This is a genomic window from Pseudomonas sp. S09G 359, from assembly GCF_002843605.1.
Taxonomy (GTDB): domain Bacteria; phylum Pseudomonadota; class Gammaproteobacteria; order Pseudomonadales; family Pseudomonadaceae; genus Aquipseudomonas.
Genome location: NZ_CP025263.1, coordinates 440,143 through 458,309 on the forward strand (window position 1 = coordinate 440,143; position 18,167 = coordinate 458,309).

The 18,167-nt window shown below is 61.8% G+C and carries 14 protein-coding genes and 1 pseudogene; all 15 read left to right on the forward strand.

Annotated elements, in window-relative coordinates; genetic code table 11:
- Positions 1-31 precede the first annotated feature (31 nt).
- The 15 genes and pseudogenes from CXQ82_RS01900 to CXQ82_RS01970 all read left to right on the forward strand — a co-directional run bounded on the left by CXQ82_RS01900 (position 32) and on the right by CXQ82_RS01970 (position 18,167).
- The gene (locus CXQ82_RS01900) at positions 32-997 is read left to right on the forward strand and encodes an ABC transporter substrate-binding protein (RefSeq protein WP_101265627.1); all 966 of its coding nucleotides are present in this window, start codon (positions 32-34) and stop codon (positions 995-997) included.
- A gap of 71 nt (positions 998-1,068) precedes the next feature.
- Positions 1,069-1,920 carry a proline/glycine betaine ABC transporter permease gene (locus tag CXQ82_RS01905; protein WP_101265629.1) on the forward strand — a complete coding sequence of 284 codons (852 nt, stop codon included), beginning with the start codon at positions 1,069-1,071 and terminating at the stop codon, positions 1,918-1,920.
- Positions 1,917-2,741 (forward strand): glycine betaine/L-proline ABC transporter ATP-binding protein, encoded by an 825-nt coding sequence (locus CXQ82_RS01910; protein ID WP_016972280.1) that lies wholly within the window; start codon positions 1,917-1,919, stop codon positions 2,739-2,741. The genes CXQ82_RS01905 and CXQ82_RS01910 overlap by 4 nt, the downstream gene beginning before the upstream one ends.
- Positions 2,742-2,878: 137 nt before the next feature.
- A complete protein-coding gene (gene hutH, locus CXQ82_RS01915; protein WP_101265631.1) occupies positions 2,879-4,402 on the forward strand; it encodes a histidine ammonia-lyase in 1,524 nt (507 codons plus the stop codon).
- Positions 4,403-4,433: 31 nt separating this feature from the next.
- Positions 4,434-5,972 carry a histidine ammonia-lyase gene (gene hutH, locus CXQ82_RS01920; protein ID WP_101265633.1) on the forward strand — a complete coding sequence of 513 codons (1,539 nt, stop codon included), beginning with the start codon at positions 4,434-4,436 and terminating at the stop codon, positions 5,970-5,972.
- Positions 5,973-5,986: 14 nt separating this feature from the next.
- Positions 5,987-7,192 carry an imidazolonepropionase gene (gene hutI, locus CXQ82_RS01925; RefSeq protein WP_101265635.1) on the forward strand — a complete coding sequence of 402 codons (1,206 nt, stop codon included), beginning with the start codon at positions 5,987-5,989 and terminating at the stop codon, positions 7,190-7,192.
- A gap of 11 nt (positions 7,193-7,203) precedes the next feature.
- Complete coding sequence (gene hutG / locus CXQ82_RS01930; RefSeq protein WP_101265638.1) at positions 7,204-8,004, forward strand: N-formylglutamate deformylase; 801 nt, start codon at positions 7,204-7,206, stop codon at positions 8,002-8,004.
- A gap of 355 nt (positions 8,005-8,359) precedes the next feature.
- A complete protein-coding gene (pip, locus tag CXQ82_RS01935) occupies positions 8,360-9,331 on the forward strand; it encodes a prolyl aminopeptidase (RefSeq protein WP_101265640.1) in 972 nt (323 codons plus the stop codon).
- Positions 9,328-9,765, forward strand: a complete 438-nt coding sequence (dtd, locus tag CXQ82_RS01940; protein ID WP_101265642.1) for a D-aminoacyl-tRNA deacylase — start codon at positions 9,328-9,330, stop codon at positions 9,763-9,765. Before pip ends, dtd begins: the two co-directional genes overlap by 4 nt.
- A gap of 266 nt (positions 9,766-10,031) precedes the next feature.
- The gene (locus CXQ82_RS01945) at positions 10,032-11,768 is read left to right on the forward strand and encodes a glucan biosynthesis protein G (RefSeq protein ID WP_101273711.1); all 1,737 of its coding nucleotides are present in this window, start codon (positions 10,032-10,034) and stop codon (positions 11,766-11,768) included.
- Positions 11,761-14,333 (forward strand): annotated as a pseudogene (gene mdoH, locus CXQ82_RS01950) (glucans biosynthesis glucosyltransferase MdoH); the annotation flags it as partial. The gene CXQ82_RS01945 and the pseudogene mdoH, both read left to right, overlap by 8 nt.
- Before the next feature lie 183 nt (positions 14,334-14,516).
- The gene (locus CXQ82_RS01955; RefSeq protein ID WP_101265646.1) at positions 14,517-15,317 is read left to right on the forward strand and encodes a transporter substrate-binding domain-containing protein; all 801 of its coding nucleotides are present in this window, start codon (positions 14,517-14,519) and stop codon (positions 15,315-15,317) included.
- A 219-nt stretch (positions 15,318-15,536) separates the two neighbouring features.
- Complete coding sequence (locus CXQ82_RS01960; RefSeq protein ID WP_026137058.1) at positions 15,537-16,334, forward strand: transporter substrate-binding domain-containing protein; 798 nt, start codon at positions 15,537-15,539, stop codon at positions 16,332-16,334.
- Between the two features lie 146 nt (positions 16,335-16,480).
- Positions 16,481-17,440 (forward strand): amino acid ABC transporter permease, encoded by a 960-nt coding sequence (locus CXQ82_RS01965; protein WP_101265648.1) that lies wholly within the window; start codon positions 16,481-16,483, stop codon positions 17,438-17,440.
- Entirely contained in the window at positions 17,433-18,167 is a 735-nt protein-coding gene (locus CXQ82_RS01970) for an amino acid ABC transporter ATP-binding protein (RefSeq protein WP_101265650.1), read from the forward strand. The genes CXQ82_RS01965 and CXQ82_RS01970 overlap by 8 nt, the downstream gene beginning before the upstream one ends.

Here is an 18,167-nt window from a genome sequence, read left to right on the forward strand (position 1 = left end):
AATCCATTTCAAGATTGGGAGCGTCACAACAATGAAAATGCATAAGACCCTGTTGGCCACCTTGCTCTCTGCGGGCGTATTGGCCAGTGCTGGCGCCCAGGCGGCAGGTTGGTGCGAGTCCGGTAAACCGGTGAAATTCGCCGGCCTGAACTGGGAAAGCGGCATGTTGCTTACCGACATCCTGCAAACCGTTCTGGAAAAAGGCTACGACTGCAAAACCGACAGCCTGCCGGGTAACTCCATCACCATGGAAAACGCCCTGAGCAGCAACGATATCCAAGTGTTTGCCGAAGAATGGGTAGGCCGCAGCGAAGTCTGGAACAAGGCCGAGAAGGCCGGCAAAGTCGTCGGTGTCGGCGCCCCGGTGGTGGGTGCGATCGAAGGCTGGTACGTGCCGCGTTATGTGATCGAGGGTGATGCCAAGCGCAAGCTGGAACCCAAGGCACCGGACCTGAAAAACATCGCCGACCTGGCCAAGTACGCCGCCGTGTTCAAGGACCAGGAAGAGCCGTCCAAGGGCCGTTTCTACAACTGCCCGGCCGGCTGGACCTGCGAGCTGGATAACAGCGAAATGCTGAAAAGCTACGGCCTGGAAAATTCCTACACAAACTTCCGCCCAGGCACCGGCCCGGCGCTGGATGCGGCCGTGCTGTCGAGCTACAAGCGTGGCGAGCCGATCCTGTTCTACTACTGGTCGCCGACGCCGCTGATGGGCCAGGTCGACCTGGTCAAGCTGGAAGAAAAGCCCGGTGTGGATAAGAGCGTGAGCATCAAAGTTGGCCTGTCCAAGACGTTCCACGAGCAAGCGCCAGAGCTGGTGGCCGTGCTGGAAAAGGTCAACCTGCCCATCGACCTGCTGAACCAGAACCTGGGCCGCATGGCCAAGGAGCGAATTGAGTCGCCGAAGCTGGCGAAAATTTTCCTCAAGGAACATCCTGAAGTCTGGCACGCCTGGGTGAGCGACGACGCAGCCAAGAAAATCGACGCGGCCTTGTAGGTCAAGTGTGCCCGGCTACCCTTTGGGGTAGCCGGGTGCCTGGCCTCAACCCACTGGATCGAGAGCACGATATGTTTCCTGAGAGTTTTACGTTTTCCATTGCCGACTGGGTTAACGGTTGGGTGGATTCACTGGTCACCAACTACGGGGATGTGTTCCGGCACATCTCCGACACCCTGTTGTGGGCCATCGTCAACCTGGAAGGGGTGCTGCGCGCGGCGCCCTGGTGGCTGATGCTGGCCATCGTTGGCGGCGTTGCCTGGCATGCCACCCGCAAGGTGCTGACCACGGCGGTGATCGTCGGCCTGTTGTTCCTGGTGGGCGCGGTTGGCCTATGGGACAAGCTGATGCAAACCCTGGCGCTGATGATGGTCGCCACGGTGATCTCGGTGCTGATCGGCATCCCCCTCGGCATTCTCTCGGCGCGCAGTAATCGCCTGCGTTCGGTGCTGATGCCGCTGCTCGACATCATGCAAACCATGCCCAGCTTCGTGTACCTGATCCCGGTGCTGATGCTGTTCGGCCTGGGCAAGGTCCCGGCGATTTTCGCCACGGTGATCTACGCCGCGCCGCCGCTGATTCGTCTGACCGACTTGGGCATTCGCCAGGTCGACGGCGAAGTCATGGAAGCCATCAACGCCTTTGGTGCCAACCGCTGGCAGCAACTGTTCGGTGTGCAACTGCCGCTGGCGTTGCCCAGCATCATGGCCGGCATCAACCAGACCACCATGATGGCGTTGTCGATGGTAGTGATCGCCTCGATGATCGGCGCCCGTGGCTTGGGTGAAGACGTGCTCGTCGGCATCCAGACCCTTAACGTCGGCCGTGGCCTCGAAGCCGGGCTGGCGATCGTGATTCTCGCAGTGGTCATCGACCGCATTACCCAGGCCTATGGTCGTCCACGGCATGAGGCGAGCAAATGACTACTGTCAGCAAAATCGAAGTTAAAAACGTCTTCAAGATCTTTGGCGCGCGTTCCAAGGACGCGCTGGCCATGGTCGGCCAGGGCAAGACCAAGGACCAGGTGCTGGCCGAAACCGGCTGCGTGGTGGGTGTGAATGACCTGTCGCTGAGCATCGGTACCGGCGAAATCTTCGTGATCATGGGCCTGTCGGGCTCCGGTAAATCCACGCTGGTGCGCCATTTCAACCGCCTGATCGATCCTACCAGCGGCGCAATCCTGGTGGACGGCGAAGACATCCTGCAACTGGACATGGACGCGCTGCGCCAATTCCGTCGGCACAAAATCAGCATGGTGTTCCAGAGCTTCGGCCTGCTGCCCCACAAGAGCGTGCTCGACAACGTTGCCTACGGCCTCAAGGTGCGTGGCGAAACCAAGCAGGTGTGCGCCGAACGCGCGCTGCACTGGATCGAAACCGTGGGCCTCAAGGGCTACGAAAACAAATACCCGCACCAGCTCTCCGGCGGCATGCGCCAGCGCGTGGGCCTGGCCCGCGCCTTGGCTGCCGATACCGACATCATTCTGATGGACGAAGCCTTCAGTGCGCTCGACCCACTGATCCGCGCCGAGATGCAGGACCAGTTGCTGGAGCTGCAGAAGACCCTGCACAAGACCATCGTGTTTATCACCCACGACCTCGACGAGGCCGTGCGTATCGGCAACCGTATTGCGATCCTCAAGGACGGCAAGCTGATCCAGGTCGGCACGCCGCGGGAGATCCTGCATTCGCCGGCGGATGAGTATGTGGACCGGTTTGTTCAGCGGCGGGCGGCGGTGGTTTGACCCAGGTTTTGTGGTGAGTTGGCTGGCCTCTTCGCGAGCAAGCCCGCTCCCACAGTTGGAACGCATTCCCCCTGTGGGAGCGGGCTTGCTCGCGAAGAGGCCGGCAAAGCTGCACAAGAATTAAAGAAGGAATGAAGATGTCCCAGGCAGCAAAGATCATCATCGCCGACACCCCAATGCGCTGGCACGACGTAGTCGCCGTCGCCCGCTTTGGTGCGGTGCTCGAACTCTCGGGCCACGCCTGGGCGCGCATCGACAATGCCCAAGCCATCGTGCAGCGCATCGTCACCAGCGGCGAGCGCGCCTATGGCGTGAACACCGGCCTGGGCGCGCTGTGCAATGTGTCACTGGCGGGTGAGCAACTCAGCCAGTTGTCGCGCAATACCCTGCTGAGCCACGCCTGCGGCGTCGGCCCGGTGCTGAGCGACGAGCAGACTCGCGCGATCATCTGCGCCGCCATCATCAACTACAGCCACGGCAAATCCGGCCTGCACCCGCAAGTGGTGCACGCATTGCTGGCGCTGCTCAACCACGGCATCACGCCGCAAGTGCCGTCCCAGGGTTCGGTGGGTTACCTGACCCACATGGCCCATGTTGGCGTGGCGCTGCTGGGCGTGGGAAATGTGAGCTATCGCGGCCAGATCGTTCCGGCGCAACAGGCCCTGAATGAGGAAGGTTTGCAGGCGGTAATCCTCGGCGCGAAGGACGGCCTATGCCTGGTCAACGGCACGCCGTGCATGACCGGCCTGAGCTGCCTGGCCCTGGCCGACGCGCACCACCTGCTGCAATGGGCCGACGTGATCGGCGCCATGAGTTTTGAGGCCCAACGCGGCCAGATCGATGCCTTCGATGAACACATCATCGCCCTCAAGCCACACCCGGGCATGCAGCATGTGGGCATCAACCTGCGCGCATTGCTCGATGGCAGTGAAGTGATCGCCAGCAGCAAAGGCATCCGCACCCAGGACGCGCTGAGCATCCGCTCGATCCCGCAGATCCACGGCGCGGCGCGTGACCAGGTGGACCACGCCACGCGCCAGATCGAAACCGAACTGAACAGCGCCACCGACAACCCGCTGGTACTCGGCACACCGGACAACTATCGCGTGGTGTCCCAGGCCAACCCCCACGGGCAGTCCGTGGCGCTGGCCGCCGACATGCTGGCCATTGCCATGGCCGAAATCGGCTCGGTGGCCGAGCGCCGCCTGGACCGCCTGATCAACCCGCACGTCAGCGGCCTGCCGGCCTTCCTGGTCAGCAACCCCGGGGTCAACTCCGGGATGATGATCGTGCAGTACGTCGCCGCCTCGCTGTGTGGGCAAAACCGCCAGCTGGCGCAACCGGCGGTGCTCGACAATTTCGTCACCTCGGGCTTGCAGGAAGACCACCTGAGCATGGGCACCAACGCCGCGCTCAAGCTGCATCAGCTGTTGGCCAACGTCACGCAGATCCTCGCTATCGAGTACCTGCTGGCGGCCCAGGCTTTCGAATTTCTCAAGGACCAGCGCTTCGGCGCGGGCACCGACACAGCCTGGCGTTTGCTGCGTGAAGTGGTCCCCGCGTATGAACAGGACCGCTGGCTGGCGCCGGACATTGCGAGCGCCGCGGCGTTGCTCAAGGACAGTGCTTTGCTGCACTCAGCCATCCCCCATTTGCACTAATCACTTATTAAAAAAAGAATTCAAAAGGAGCATGAACGTGACTGCGCTAAATCTGATTCCAGGCCAACTGAGCCTTGCCCAACTGCGGGCCATCTATCAGCAGCCGGTAACCCTCAGCCTGGATGGCAGCGCCACGGCGCAGATCGAAGCCAGTGTGGCCTGCGTGGAGCAGATTCTCGCCGAGAACCGCACCGCCTACGGCATCAACACCGGTTTCGGCCTGCTGGCTTCGACCCGTATCGCCAGCGAAGACCTGGAAAACCTCCAGCGTTCCCTGGTGCTGTCCCACGCCGCGGGCGTCGGTGAACCGATCAGCGATGCGTTGGTGCGGCTGGTCATGGTGCTCAAGGTCAACAGCCTGAGCCGGGGTTTCTCGGGGATTCGCCGCCAGGTGATCGACGCGCTGATCGCGCTGATCAACGCCGAGGTCTACCCACACATCCCGCTCAAGGGTTCGGTAGGCGCTTCCGGCGACCTCGCGCCGTTGGCGCACATGTCCCTGGTCCTGCTGGGCGAAGGCAAGGCGCGCTACAAAGGCGAATGGCTGGAAGCCACCGACGCGCTGAAAGTCGCCGGCCTTACGCCGCTGACCCTCGCCGCCAAAGAAGGCCTGGCGCTGCTCAATGGCACCCAGGTGTCCACCGCCTACGCCTTGCGCGGCCTTTTCGAAGGTGAAGACTTGTTCGCCGGCGCGCTGGTGTGCGGCGGCCTGACGGTGGAAGCCGTGCTTGGCTCGCGCTCGCCGTTCGATGCGCGTATTCATGCGGCGCGCGGTCAGCGTGGGCAGATCGACTCGGCGGCGGCCTATCGCGATCTGCTGGGCGAAAGCAGCCAAGTGTCCCAGTCGCACCAGAACTGCGACAAGGTGCAAGACCCGTACTCCCTGCGTTGCCAGCCGCAAGTCATGGGCGCCTGCCTGACCCAGTTCCGCCAGGCCGCCGAAGTGCTGGTGGTGGAGGCCAACGCCGTGTCGGACAACCCGCTGGTGTTTGCGGCCGAAGGTGACGTGATTTCCGGCGGTAACTTCCACGCCGAACCGGTGGCCATGGCTGCCGACAACATGGCCCTGGCCATTGCCGAAATCGGCTCCCTGAGCGAGCGGCGCATCTCGTTGATGATGGATAAGCACATGTCGCAATTGCCGCCGTTCCTGGTGGGCAATGGCGGGGTCAACTCCGGTTTCATGATCGCCCAGGTCACCGCCGCCGCGCTGGCCAGCGAGAACAAGGCGCTGGCCCATCCGCACAGCGTCGACAGCCTGCCGACATCCGCCAACCAGGAAGACCACGTTTCGATGGCCCCGGCTGCAGGCAAGCGCCTGTGGGAAATGGCCGAAAACACCCGTGGCATCCTCGCCGTGGAATGGCTGGCCGCCTGCCAGGGCCTGGACTTGCGCGAAGGCCTGAAAACCTCGCCCAAGCTTGAACAGGCGCGCGGCACCCTGCGCGGCGAAGTAGCGTTCTACGACAAGGACCGCTTCTTTGCCCCGGACATCATTGCCGCCACTGAGCTGCTGGCCAGCCGCTGCCTGAATGAGCTGGTACCGGCCAAGCTGCTGCCAAGCCTGTAACCGAGGAGGGTGGGATGAAAACGCTTTGGCAACACTGCCACGTCGCAACCATGGCCCAGGGCAAATACTCGATCATCGAGGATGCCGCCCTGGTCACCGCCGGTGCGCTGATCGAGTGGGTCGGCCCACGCAGCCAGGTGCCGCCGGCGGACTACACCCAGGTGCATGACCTGCAAGGTGCGTGGGTCACCCCCGGGCTGATCGACTGCCACACCCACACGGTGTTCGGTGGCAACCGCAGCGGCGAATTCGAGCAACGCCTTGAAGGCGTGAGCTATGCCGAGATCGCCGCCAAAGGTGGCGGTATTGCCAGTACTGTGCGCGCCACCCGTGCCGCCAGCGAGGATGAACTGTTTGCCAGCGCCCACAAGCGCCTGCGCAGTCTGCTGCGCGACGGCGTGACCACGGTAGAGATCAAATCCGGCTACGGCCTGGACCTGGCCAACGAACGCAAGATGTTGCGCGTGGCCCGGCGCCTCGGTGAAGCGCTGCCGGTCAGCGTGCGCGCCACGTGCCTCGCGGCTCACGCCCTGCCGCCGGAATACAAAGACCGCGCCGACGCCTACATCGACCACATCTGCAACGAAATGCTGCCGGCCCTGGCGGCGGAAGGCTTGGTGGATGCGGTGGATGCGTTCTGCGAGTACCTGGCGTTTTCCACCGAGCAGGTCGAGCGGGTATTTAAAGTCGCCCAGCAACTCGGCCTGCCGGTGAAGCTGCACGCCGAGCAGCTGTCGTCGTTGCACGGCTCCAGCCTGGCCGCGCGTTACCACGCGCTGTCGGCTGACCACCTGGAATTCATGACCGAAGAAGACGCCATTGCCATGGCTGCGTCCGGCACCGTCGCCGTGCTGCTGCCGGGGGCGTTTTACTTCCTGCGGGAAACCCAGTTGCCGCCGATGGACGCGCTGCGCAAGCACGGGGTGAAAATCGCCATCGCCAGCGACCTCAACCCCGGCACCTCGCCGGCACTCTCGGTGCGCCTGATGCTGAACATGGCCTGCACCCTGTTCCGCATGACCCCGGAAGAAGCCCTGGCCGGCGCCACCCAGCACGCGGCCACCGCACTGGGCATGGGCGACACCCATGGTTCGCTGGAAGTGGGCAAGGTCGCCGATTTTGTCGCCTGGCAGATCGATCGCCCGGCCGACCTGGCCTACTGGCTGGGCGGCGAGCTGGATAAACGCGTCGTGCGCCATGGCGTTGACGTAAACATCTAAGGAGTGCTGCTGTGGATAAGGTTCTCAACTTCAAACCAGGCCGTGTGCCGCTGCTGATCAGCATGCCCCACGCCGGCCTGCGCCTGACGCCTGCGGTCGAGGCCGGGTTGATCCCCGAGGCGCAAAGCCTGCCGGACACCGACTGGCACATTCCTGCGCTGTATGACTTTGCCGAAGAGCTCGGTGCCAGCACCTTGTCGGCCGAATACTCGCGGTTTGTCATCGACCTGAATCGGCCGTCGGACGATAAGCCACTGTATGCAGGCGCCACCACCGGGCTGTACCCGGCGACGCTGTTCGACGGTGTGCCGCTGTTCCGCGAGGGGCTGGAGCCAAGCGCGGCCGAGCGCGCGAGCTACCTGCAAAAGATCTGGGGCCCGTATCACCGGCAGTTGCAAGAGGAACTCGCGCGGCTCAAGGCCGAGTTCGGCTACGCGCTGCTGTTCGACGCGCACTCGATCCGCTCGGTGATCCCGCACCTGTTCGACGGCAAGCTGCCGGACTTCAACCTCGGCACCTTCAATGGCGCCGCCTGTGATCCCGCGTTGGCGACCCGACTGGAAGCCATCTGCGCGGGCCATCCCCAGTACACCCACGTGCTGAACGGGCGGTTCAAAGGCGGCCATATCACCCGCCATTACGGCGACCCGGCGCAGGATATTCATGCCGTGCAACTGGAGCTGTGCCAGAGCACGTATATGGAAGAGTTCGAGCCGTTCCGTTATCGCCCGGACCTGGCCGAGCCGACGCGGGTAGTGTTGAAGCAGTTGCTGCAGGGTTTGCTCGCCTGGGGGCAGGGTCACTACCGGTAGTTTGGTGTCGAAGTCGTAAAAGCCAGACTCAAACCTTAGGAACCTGCACCGGCCAAATGTGGGAGCGGGCTTGCTCGCGGAAGCGGTTTGTCAGTCAGCATATCTGGCGACTGGCTCAGCGCATTCGCGAGCAAGCCCGCTCCCACCTATTGGTCGCCGTTGTCAGAGATGGCGCACATATATCGGCTTTCTCCACCGCTCGTTGCGCATCTCCTGGATTACCTGAGGCGCGAACTACTGACACAGCTCTAAGCGCTCAAGGACATGCTCATTGCACAATTCGGGTTTATAGTGCCAGACGGCAAAATAAAAGACGTCCCCCCAGGGATGAACCCGACCCCCTACGGAGCGCGCAATGCAGACTTGGTACCCGCAGATCAAACCCTACGCCCGGCACGATCTGGCCGTCGATGACACCCACACACTGTATGTCGATGAGAGTGGCTCCCCCGAAGGTTTGCCCGTTGTCTTCATCCATGGCGGCCCCGGTGCCGGTTGCGACGCCCAGAGCCGCTGCTATTTTGACCCGAACCTGTACCGCATCGTCACCTTCGACCAGCGTGGGTGCGGGCGCTCCACCCCCCGCGCCAGCCTGGAAAACAACACCACCTGGGACCTGGTTGCCGACCTCGAGCGCATTCGTGAACACCTGGGCATCGATAAATGGGTGTTGTTTGGCGGCTCCTGGGGCTCGACGCTGGCCCTGGCCTACGCGCAAACCCACCCCGAGCGCGTGCATGGCCTGATCGTGCGCGGTATCTTCCTCGCCCGCCCACAGGACATTCACTGGTTTTACCAGGAAGGCGCGAGCCGCCTGTTCCCGGACTACTGGCAGGATTACATCGCACCGATCCCGGCGGACGAGCGCCACGATATGATCGCGGCCTACCACAAGCGCCTCACCGGCAACGACCAGATCGCCCAGATGCACGCGGCCAAGGCTTGGTCCGGTTGGGAAGGGCGCATGCTCGGCCTGTGCCCGAGCCCGCAGCATGTAGAACGCTTTTCCGAGCCGCAGCGGGCCCTGTCCATTGCGCGCATCGAGTGCCACTACTTCACCAACAACTCCTTCCTGGAGCCTGACCAACTGATTCGCGACATGCACAAGATCGCCCATCTGCCTGGCGTAATCATTCACGGTCGCTACGATATGATCTGCCCGCTGGATAACGCCTGGGAGCTGCATCAGGCGTGGCCCAACAGCGAGCTGCAAGTAATCCGCGAGGCGGGCCATGCGGCCTCCGAGCCCGGTATTACCGACGCGCTGGTACGCGCGACTGCCGATATGGCACGGCGCCTGCTTGATCTGCCGCCAGAAGAAGCATGAAGGGCCTGTTGCAACGGGTGCGTGGCGCCCGGGTCGAGGTAGAAGGCGAAACCCTAGGGGCGATTGACCAGGGTTTGCTGGTGCTGGTGGCCGTCGAACCGTCGGATACACCCGAGAGCGCCGACAAACTCCTGCACAAGCTGCTTAACTACCGGGTGTTCAGCGACGACGCGGGCAAGATGAACCTGTCGTTGAAGGACATCGACGGCGGGCTTCTGCTGGTGTCGCAGTTCACCCTGGCGGCGGATACCAAAAGCGGGCTGCGGCCGAGCTTCTCCACGGCGGCCCCTCCGGCCCTGGGAGCAGCGCTATTTGATCACTTGCTGTTACAAGCGCAACAATTGCATGGCAAGGTGGCGTCGGGGCGTTTTGGCGCCGATATGCAGGTGCATTTGGTCAATGATGGCCCTGTGACCTTCCTCTTACAGACGTGAATGTATTAAAAACGACTTTAATGCCTAAAAACGCAGGGTTTCGCTACAAATACTTCGTTGTCCCTGATGCGTTGTTTCGCGGGCTACTAGATAATCGCGCGCTACGGGGATCAGCGTTGGTTGGTCCATTTTTGACTTAGGTAGAGACTTGTCCGACAACCATTGGGGAATCATTTTGCCCAGGGGGAGTCGGAACAATGCTCGCCAACCTGGCATATAGATAGCTGGCAGTTGGTTTTTTGATCTGTTTTCGGCGAGGGTTGCTCGTGATTGTTAGTCCCTGTAATGCACCAAAATTGTCTGCCAAACGGTTACGAAACGCACTGGTGACGGGCTCTGCCCTGTTTTGCCTGTTCGGCGCCGGTCAACTGTGGGCATTCAGTCTGGATGATGTGTCGGCCAAGGCAAAAGAGCTGGCCGGGCAGAAATACGAAGCTCCGCGCAGCAATCTGCCGAACGAATTCCGCGAAATGAAATTCGCTGATTACCAGAAGATTCGTTTCCGCACCGACAAAGCCGAATGGGCCGATCAGAACACCCCGTTCAAGCTGTCCTTCTATCACCAGGGTATGCACTTCGATACACCGGTGAAAATCAACGAAGTCACCGCCGACAGCGTGCAGGAAATCAAGTACGACGCGTCGCGCTTCGATTTCGGCGACGTCAAGGTTGATCCCAAGGCCACCGAACAGCTGGGTTATGCCGGCTTCCGTGTGCTGTACCCGATCAACAAGGGTGACAAGCAAGACGAAATCATGACCATGCTCGGCGCCAGCTATTTCCGCGTCGTGGGCAAGGACCAGGTGTACGGCCTGTCCGCCCGTGGCATGGCGATCGATACCGCGCTGCCGTCCGGCGAAGAATTCCCGCGTTTCACCGAGTTCTGGATCGAACGTCCGAAGCCGGGTGACAAGCACCTGGTGATCTTCGCCCTGCTGGATTCGCCACGTGCCACCGGCGCCTATCGCCTGATCCTGCGCCCAGGCACCGACACTGTTGTCGATGTGAAATCCCAGATGTTCCTGCGCGACAAGGTCAGCAAGCTGGGCGTTGCCCCGTTGACGTCGATGTTCCTGTTCGGCGCGAACCAGCCGTCCAAGGTGCTCAACTACCGTCGTGAGCTGCATGATTCCAGCGGCCTGTCGATCCATGCCGGCAACGGCGAGTGGATCTGGCGCCCACTGAACAACCCTAAACACCTGTCGGTCAGCAACTTCACCGTCGAGAACCCGCGCGGGTTCGGCCTGCTGCAACGCGGCCGCAACTTTAGCCACTACGAAGACCTGGACGACAACTACGACAAGCGCCCAAGCGCCTGGATCGAGCCTGAAGGCGACTGGGGCAAGGGTTCCGTCGACCTGGTGGAGATCCCGACCGCCGACGAAACCAACGACAACATCGTGGCCTTCTGGAGCCCGGCCGAGCTGCCGAAAGTCGGCGAGCCGCTGGACGTCGCCTACCGCCTGCATTGGACCCTGGACGATGCCGCATTCCATTCGCCGGAGAGCGCCTGGGTCAAGCAGACCCTGCGTTCCACCGGTGATGTGAAGCAGTCCAACCTGATCCGTCAGCCGGACGGCAGCGTTGCGTACCTGGTGGACTTCGAAGGCCCATCCCTGAAAAAACTGCTGCCGGACGCACCGGTGCGCAGCCAGGTGAGCGTCGGTGACAACGCTGAAGTGGTTGAAAACAGCGTGCGTTACAACGAGCACACCAAAGGCTGGCGCCTGACCCTGCGCTTGAAGATCAAGGACGCAGGCAAGCCGACCGAGATGCGTGCAGCGCTGGTGCAAGACATCACGCCGCCTGAGCCGGAGAAAGTCTCCACCCAGGTGCTCAAGGCTGACAAGGTCCTGGCCAAGCAACACGAGAAACAGGCCAAGAAAGACGCGAAAGACAAGGAAGCCAAGCAGCCAGAAGCTGCCCCAGCCACACCGGAGCCGATCAAGACCGAGCAAGTCCTGACCGAAACCTGGAGCTATCAGTTGCCTGCCGATGAGTAATTCTCAAGTCCAGCCAGAGACTCTGTCCGAGTATCTGGCGCACCTCCCAATGACCGCTGAGCAGCGCGCCGAACTGGCCGGCTGCTCATCCTTCAGCGAGCTGCACCAGCGCTTGTCGTCCTCCACGTTCGATGCGCCGGCCGACGCTGCCCAAGCCTCGGTTGGCCGCCGGTTGACCCTCAACACGGCCGAAGAGCTGGAGGACGCCGAAATGCTGGCGCTCGACGCCAGCGGTCGTGTGTGCCTCAAGGCCACGCCACCGATCCGTCGCACCAAGGTCGTGCCGGAGCCGTGGCGCACCAATATCCTGGTGCGTGGCTGGCGCCGCCTGACCGGTCGCACCAACCCGCCGAAGCCGCCGAAAGACGACCGTGTGCTGCCGGCTGCGCGCTGGCGCACCGTTGGTTCGATCCGTCGTTATATCCTGCTGGTGCTGATGCTCGGCCAGACCATCGTGGCCGGCTGGTACATGAAAGGCATCATGCCGTACCAGGGCTGGTCGCTGGTCGACTTCGACGAAATCCGCAACCAGACCCTGCTGCAAACCGCTACCCAGGTACTGCCTTACGCCCTGCAAACCAGCATCCTGATCATGTTCGGGATTCTGTTCTGCTGGGTGTCGGCGGGTTTCTGGACCGCGTTGATGGGCTTCCTCGAGCTGCTTACCGGTCACGATAAATACCGGATCTCCGGTAAAAGTGCCGGCGACGAGCCGATTCCGAAAGACGCCCGCACCGCGCTGGTGATGCCGATCTGTAACGAAGACGTGCCGCGGGTGTTCGCCGGGCTGCGCGCCACGTTTGAATCGGTGGCGGCCACGGGTGACCTCGACCGCTTCGACTTCTTCGTACTCAGCGACAGTAACGACGCCGACATCTGCATCGCCGAACAGCAAGCCTGGCTTGACGTGTGCCGCGAAGCCGGTGGTTTCGGCAAGATCTTCTATCGCCGCCGTCGCCGTCGTGTAAAGCGCAAGAGCGGCAACCTCGACGACTTCTGCCGTCGTTGGGGCGGTGACTACAAGTACATGGTGGTGCTCGACGCTGACTCGGTGATGAGCGGCGAATGCCTGACCAGCCTGGTGCGCCTGATGGAAGCCACGCCGGATGCCGGGATTATCCAGACCGCGCCACGGGCGTCGGGCATGGACACCCTGTATGCGCGCATGCAGCAGTTCGCTACCCGCGTGTACGGCCCGCTGTTCACCGCCGGCCTGCACTTCTGGCAGTTGGGTGAATCGCACTACTGGGGCCACAACGCAATCATCCGTATGAAGCCGTTTATCGAGCACTGCGCCCTGGCGCCGTTGCCGGGTAAAGGCGCGTTCGCCGGTGCGATTCTGTCCCACGACTTCGTTGAAGCAGCGCTGATGCGCCGCGCCGGTTGGGGCGTGTGGATTGCCTACGACCTGCCGGGCAGCTACGAAGAACTGCCGCCGAACCTGCTGGACGAACTCAAGCGTGACCGTCGCTGGTGCCACGGCAACCTGATGAACTTCCGCCTGTTCCTGGTTAAAGGCATGCACCCGGTGCACCGTGCGGTGTTCCTGACGGGCGTGATGTCCTACCTGTCGGCGCCGTTGTGGTTCTTCTTCCTGGTGTTGTCGACAGCGTTGCTGGCGGTGAACACCCTGATGGAGCCGCAGTACTTCATGGCGCCGCGCCAGCTGTACCCGCTGTGGCCGCAATGGCATCCGGACAAGGCCGTGGCGTTGTTCTCCACCACCATCGTGCTGCTGTTCCTGCCTAAACTGCTGAGCATCATCCTGATCTGGGCCAAGGGCGCGAAAGAGTTCGGCGGCAAGTTCAAGGTGACCCTGTCGATGCTGCTGGAGATGTTGTTCTCCATGTTGCTGGCGCCGGTGCGGATGATTTTCCACACGCGTTTCGTACTCGCCGCGTTCCTCGGCTGGGCTGCGACCTGGAACTCGCCGCAGCGTGACGACGACTCCACCCCGTGGAGCGAGGCGGTCAAACGCCACGGTCCGCAAACCGTACTCGGCTTCCTGTGGGCCCTGCTGGTGGTGTGGTTGAACCCGAGCTTCCTGTGGTGGCTGATCCCGATTGTCGGCTCGCTGATGCTGTCGATCCCGGTGTCGGTGATTTCCAGCCGGGTCAAGCTGGGCCTCAAGTCGCGCGACGAGAGCCTGTTCCTGATTCCTGAGGAATACAACCCGCCGCAAGCACTGCTGTCGACGGAGAAGTACACCCACGAAAACCGTTGGCACGCCCTCAACGACGGGTTTGTACGTTCGGTGGTCGACCCGCAGCAGAACGCCCTGGCCTGCGCCCTGGCGACCTCGCGTCACCGTGAGGCGGAGCCGATCGAGTACCTGCGTGTCGAGCGTGTGCGTCATGCATTGAAAGTCGGCCCGGCCGGCCTCAATAACGGCGAACGCCTGGCCTTGCTCAGCGATCCGGTAGCCCTGGCGCGCCTGCACGAGCAGGTCTGGAGCGAAGGGCATGCCGAATGGCTCGCTGCGTGGCGTGATTCGATCAAGTCCGACCCGCACGCGCCGTTGCTGCCGCTGCAACCGCTGTCGTCCCAGGCCCAACCGGCCTGATTCAGACGCCCCCGAGGGTTCACTTCGGGGGCGTTCGAAGCGCTGGTCCTACAGCGTTTCAAGTCCGTTCTCTATCGCCCTAACTCCTTGTTATTTCGAAACAAAAGACCCTGGTTCAAGGCGTATTGCCGTGCCTGTGGCTGAGTTAGCATCGCCCCGAATTTGACGTAGCCACAGGGGTATTCATGAACAAACGCTATTGTTTGGCGCTGCTGACCGGCGCCCTGGCATTCATTCAGCTCGGCCTGGTGCAGGCGGGTGCCATTGACGACGCCGTGCGGCGCGGGGTGCTGAAGGTCGGTACCACGCCGACCTATATCCCTTTCGAAATGAAGGACAAGCAGGGGCGTATCGTCGGCTTCGAAATCGATTTGCTGCAGGCCATGAGCCGCGCGCTGGGCGTCGAGCTGGAACTGGTGGCGGTGCCCTATACCGAGCTGCTGCCGGGGTTGCTGGCGAACAAATTCGATCTGATCGGCAGCGGCATGACGGTCACCCAGGAGCGCAACCTCAAGCTGAATTTCAGCGACTCCTTTATCGTGGTGGGGCAGACCGTGTTGCTGCATCCGAGCCTGGCCGACAAGGTGTCCAGTATCGAAGACCTCGACGAGGCCGGCTACCGCATTGCGGCTACCGAGGGCACCACCGGCGAGACCGCGGCACAACGCTTTCTGACGTCGGCCCAGCTCAGCAGTTTCGCCACTTCGCAAGAAGGCATACGCCGAGTGGTAGAGGGTAAGGCCGATGCCTTTATCCATGACGCGCCGTACAACCTGATCGCGATAACCCGGCCGGAGAACAGCAGCTTGTTGGCCCTGGAGCAGCCTTTCACATTTGAGCCGCTGGCGTTTGGCCTGAAGAAAGGTGACTACGACAGCCTCAACTGGATCAACCATTTCCTCAGCCAGGTCGCCCAGGATGGCACCTACGATCGCCTGCACGACAAGTGGTTCAAGGACACCGCCTGGATGGCCGAGATCGACTGACCGTCATAACTTCTTACACATCAGCCAATTACCCGCGTCGCGCGCTGATCGGTCTATCCCTTGTGTTCAGCTGCACTGTTGTGGGGCCTTTCCGACATACGCAATAACAATTACCCGTGAAACCTTTGTGACAGGAGGCGAGTGGGTTAGGATCGCACCCCGAAATGGTGCAGCCCTTTTGCGCGCCGACCTCATAAGAATCGTTCAGGGGACTTGATGATGAAAAAGTATCTTTCGATGCTGCTGCTAGGCGTCACCGCACTGGTTGCCGCGAATGCGGCCCAGGCCGGCGCCATCGATGATGCGGTCAAGCGCGGCACGCTGAAAGTCGGCATGGACCCGACCTACATGCCGTTCGAAATGACCGACAAGCGCGGTGAAATCATCGGCTTTGAAGTCGACATCCTCAAGGCCATGGCCAAGTCCATGGGCGTCAAGCTGGAGCTGGTGTCCACTGGCTACGACGGGATTATCCCGGCGTTCCTGACCGGCAAGTTCGACATGATCGGCAGCGGCATGACCCTGACCCAGGAACGCAACCTGCGCCTGAACTTCAGCGAACCCTTCATCGTGGTGGGCCAGACCCTGCTGATCCGCAAGGACCTGGAAGGCACCATCAAGTCCTACAAAGACTTGAACGACGAGAAATACCGCCTCACCTCCAAGCTCGGCACCACCGGTGAGATGGTCGCCAAGAAGCTGATTTCCAAGGCCAAGTACCACGGCTACGACAACGAGCAGGAAGGTGTGCTGGACGTGGTCAACGGCAAGGCGGATGCCTTTGTGTATGACGCGCCGTACAACGTGGTTGCCGAGAAGAAAGTCGGCAACGGCAAGCTGGTGTTCCTGGAAGAACCCTTCACCTTCGAACCCCTGGCGTTTGGCCTGAAAAAAGGCGATTACGACAGCATCAACTTCATCAACAATTTCCTGCACCAGATCCGCAACGACGGCACCTACGATCGCATCCATGACAAGTGGTTCAAGAGCTCCGAGTGGCTCAAGGACATGGAATAAGTTCGGCTGAATACCGAGTCGCGTCCTTCGCGAGCAAGCCCGCTCCCACATTTTGACCGCATTCTCATGTTGGAACTCGGTCAAGGGTGGGAGCGGGCTTGCTCGCGAAAGCGGCCTGACAGGCGACATCAATCCCGGAAAGTAAAATGAAACAGAAAAAAGCCCAATGGCCCTGGCACCTGCTGACCGTGGTCGTGCTGGTCGGCCTGGCTGGCGCCTTGTACTACGCCACCTCGCTGATGTCCTACGAGTGGCGCTGGAACCGTGTGCCGCAATACTTCGCCTATCAGGCCGAAACCTCCCAGCGCGCGGCGGATATCTCCACCGTCGTTGAGCTGGTGCGCAAAGGCGATGTCGCCGAAGTGACCCTGCGCAACGATGCGGGTGCCGAGCAGAAGCTGATCGTGGCGGACAACAGCCTGCAAGTGGCGCGCGGCGACGACGTGGCCGAAGGCGACGTGGTCGGCGTTACCCGGCAATGGGCGCTGGGGCCGTTGATGTGGGGCTTGTGGACCACCTTGTGGCTGTCGGTGGTGTCCGGCGTCCTGGGCTTGGCGATTGGCTTGGCAACAGGCCTGTGCCGACTGTCCAGTAACCCGACCTTGCGCGATCTGTCGACGATCTACGTCGAATTGGTGCGCGGAACGCCGCTGTTGGTGCAGATCTTCATCTTCTATTTCTTTATCGGCACGGTGCTCAACCTGTCCCGGGAGTTTGCCGGGATCGCCGCGCTGTCGTTGTTCACCGGTGCGTACGTGGCGGAAATCGTGCGCGCCGGCGTGCAGTCCATCACCCGTGGCCAGAATGAAGCCGCACGCTCCCTGGGCATGAGTGCGGGCCAGTCGATGCGCCATGTGGTGCTGCCGCAGGCCTTCAAGCGCGTGCTGCCGCCACTGGCGGGGCAATTTATCAGCTTGGTAAAGGACACGTCCCTGGTGTCGGTGATCGCGATTACCGAACTGCTCAAAAGCGGCCGCGAAGTGATCACCACCTCGTTCTCGCCGTTTGAAATCCTGTTCTGCGTGGCAGGCCTGTACCTGTTGATCAACCTGCCGCTGTCGAAAATGGCCAGCCGGCTTGAGCGGAGGCTCGCGCAAAGTGATTGAAGTCCGCGATCTGGTAAAAGTCTTCGACACCCGTGGCCATGTGGTGCGCGCGGTGGATAACGTCACCACTCAGGTGGCCAAGGGCGAAGTGCTGGTAGTGATCGGCCCGTCGGGGTCCGGCAAATCGACCTTCCTGCGTTGCCTCAATGGCCTGGAAGAGTTCGATTCGGGCTCGGTGAGCATCGACGGCCTGCAACTGGCCGACCCGAAAACCGACGTGAACGCCTATCGCCGCGAAGTCGGCATGGTGTTCCAGCATTTCAACCTGTTCCCGCACATGACCGTGCTGGAAAACCTCTGCCTGGCGCAAAAAGTCGTACGCAAACGCGGCAAGAAAGAGCGTGAGGCCAAGGCCCTCGCGCTGCTGGAAAAAGTCGGCATTGCACAGAAGGCCAACGAATTTCCGTCGCGCCTTTCCGGCGGCCAGCAACAGCGCGTGGCAATTGCCCGGGCGCTGGCGATGGAGCCCAAGGTCATGCTGTTCGACGAGCCCACCTCGGCCCTCGACCCGGAAATGGTCGGCGAAGTGCTGGATGTGATGAAGACCCTGGCCCTGGAAGGCATGACCATGGTCTGCGTCACCCACGAAATGGGCTTTGCCCGCGAAGTGGCTGACCGCGTGCTGTTTTTCGACCACGGCAAACTGCTGGAAGATGCCGCCCCGGCGCAGTTCTTCGATGCGCCCCAGGACCCTCGTGCCCAGGCCTTCCTGCGCCAGGTGTTGTAA

Bases quoted from the DNA above. Each gene is read 5' to 3' on its own strand.
- CXQ82_RS01910 (WP_016972280.1), top strand. From the start codon at position 1,917: ATGACTACTGTCAGCAAAATCGAAGTTAAAAACGTCTTCAAGATCTTT.
- pip (WP_101265640.1), top strand. From the start codon at position 8,360: ATGCAGACTTGGTACCCGCAGATCAAACCCTACGCCCGGCACGATCTG.
- CXQ82_RS01900 (WP_101265627.1), top strand. From the start codon at position 32: ATGAAAATGCATAAGACCCTGTTGGCCACCTTGCTCTCTGCGGGCGTA.
- dtd (WP_101265642.1), top strand. From the start codon at position 9,328: ATGAAGGGCCTGTTGCAACGGGTGCGTGGCGCCCGGGTCGAGGTAGAA.
- CXQ82_RS01955 (WP_101265646.1), top strand. From the start codon at position 14,517: ATGAACAAACGCTATTGTTTGGCGCTGCTGACCGGCGCCCTGGCATTC.
- CXQ82_RS01905 (WP_101265629.1), top strand. From the start codon at position 1,069: ATGTTTCCTGAGAGTTTTACGTTTTCCATTGCCGACTGGGTTAACGGT.
- hutH (WP_101265633.1), top strand. From the start codon at position 4,434: ATGAACGTGACTGCGCTAAATCTGATTCCAGGCCAACTGAGCCTTGCC.
- CXQ82_RS01965 (WP_101265648.1), top strand. From the start codon at position 16,481: ATGAAACAGAAAAAAGCCCAATGGCCCTGGCACCTGCTGACCGTGGTC.
- CXQ82_RS01960 (WP_026137058.1), top strand. From the start codon at position 15,537: ATGAAAAAGTATCTTTCGATGCTGCTGCTAGGCGTCACCGCACTGGTT.
- hutH (WP_101265631.1), top strand. From the start codon at position 2,879: ATGTCCCAGGCAGCAAAGATCATCATCGCCGACACCCCAATGCGCTGG.
- hutI (WP_101265635.1), top strand. From the start codon at position 5,987: ATGAAAACGCTTTGGCAACACTGCCACGTCGCAACCATGGCCCAGGGC.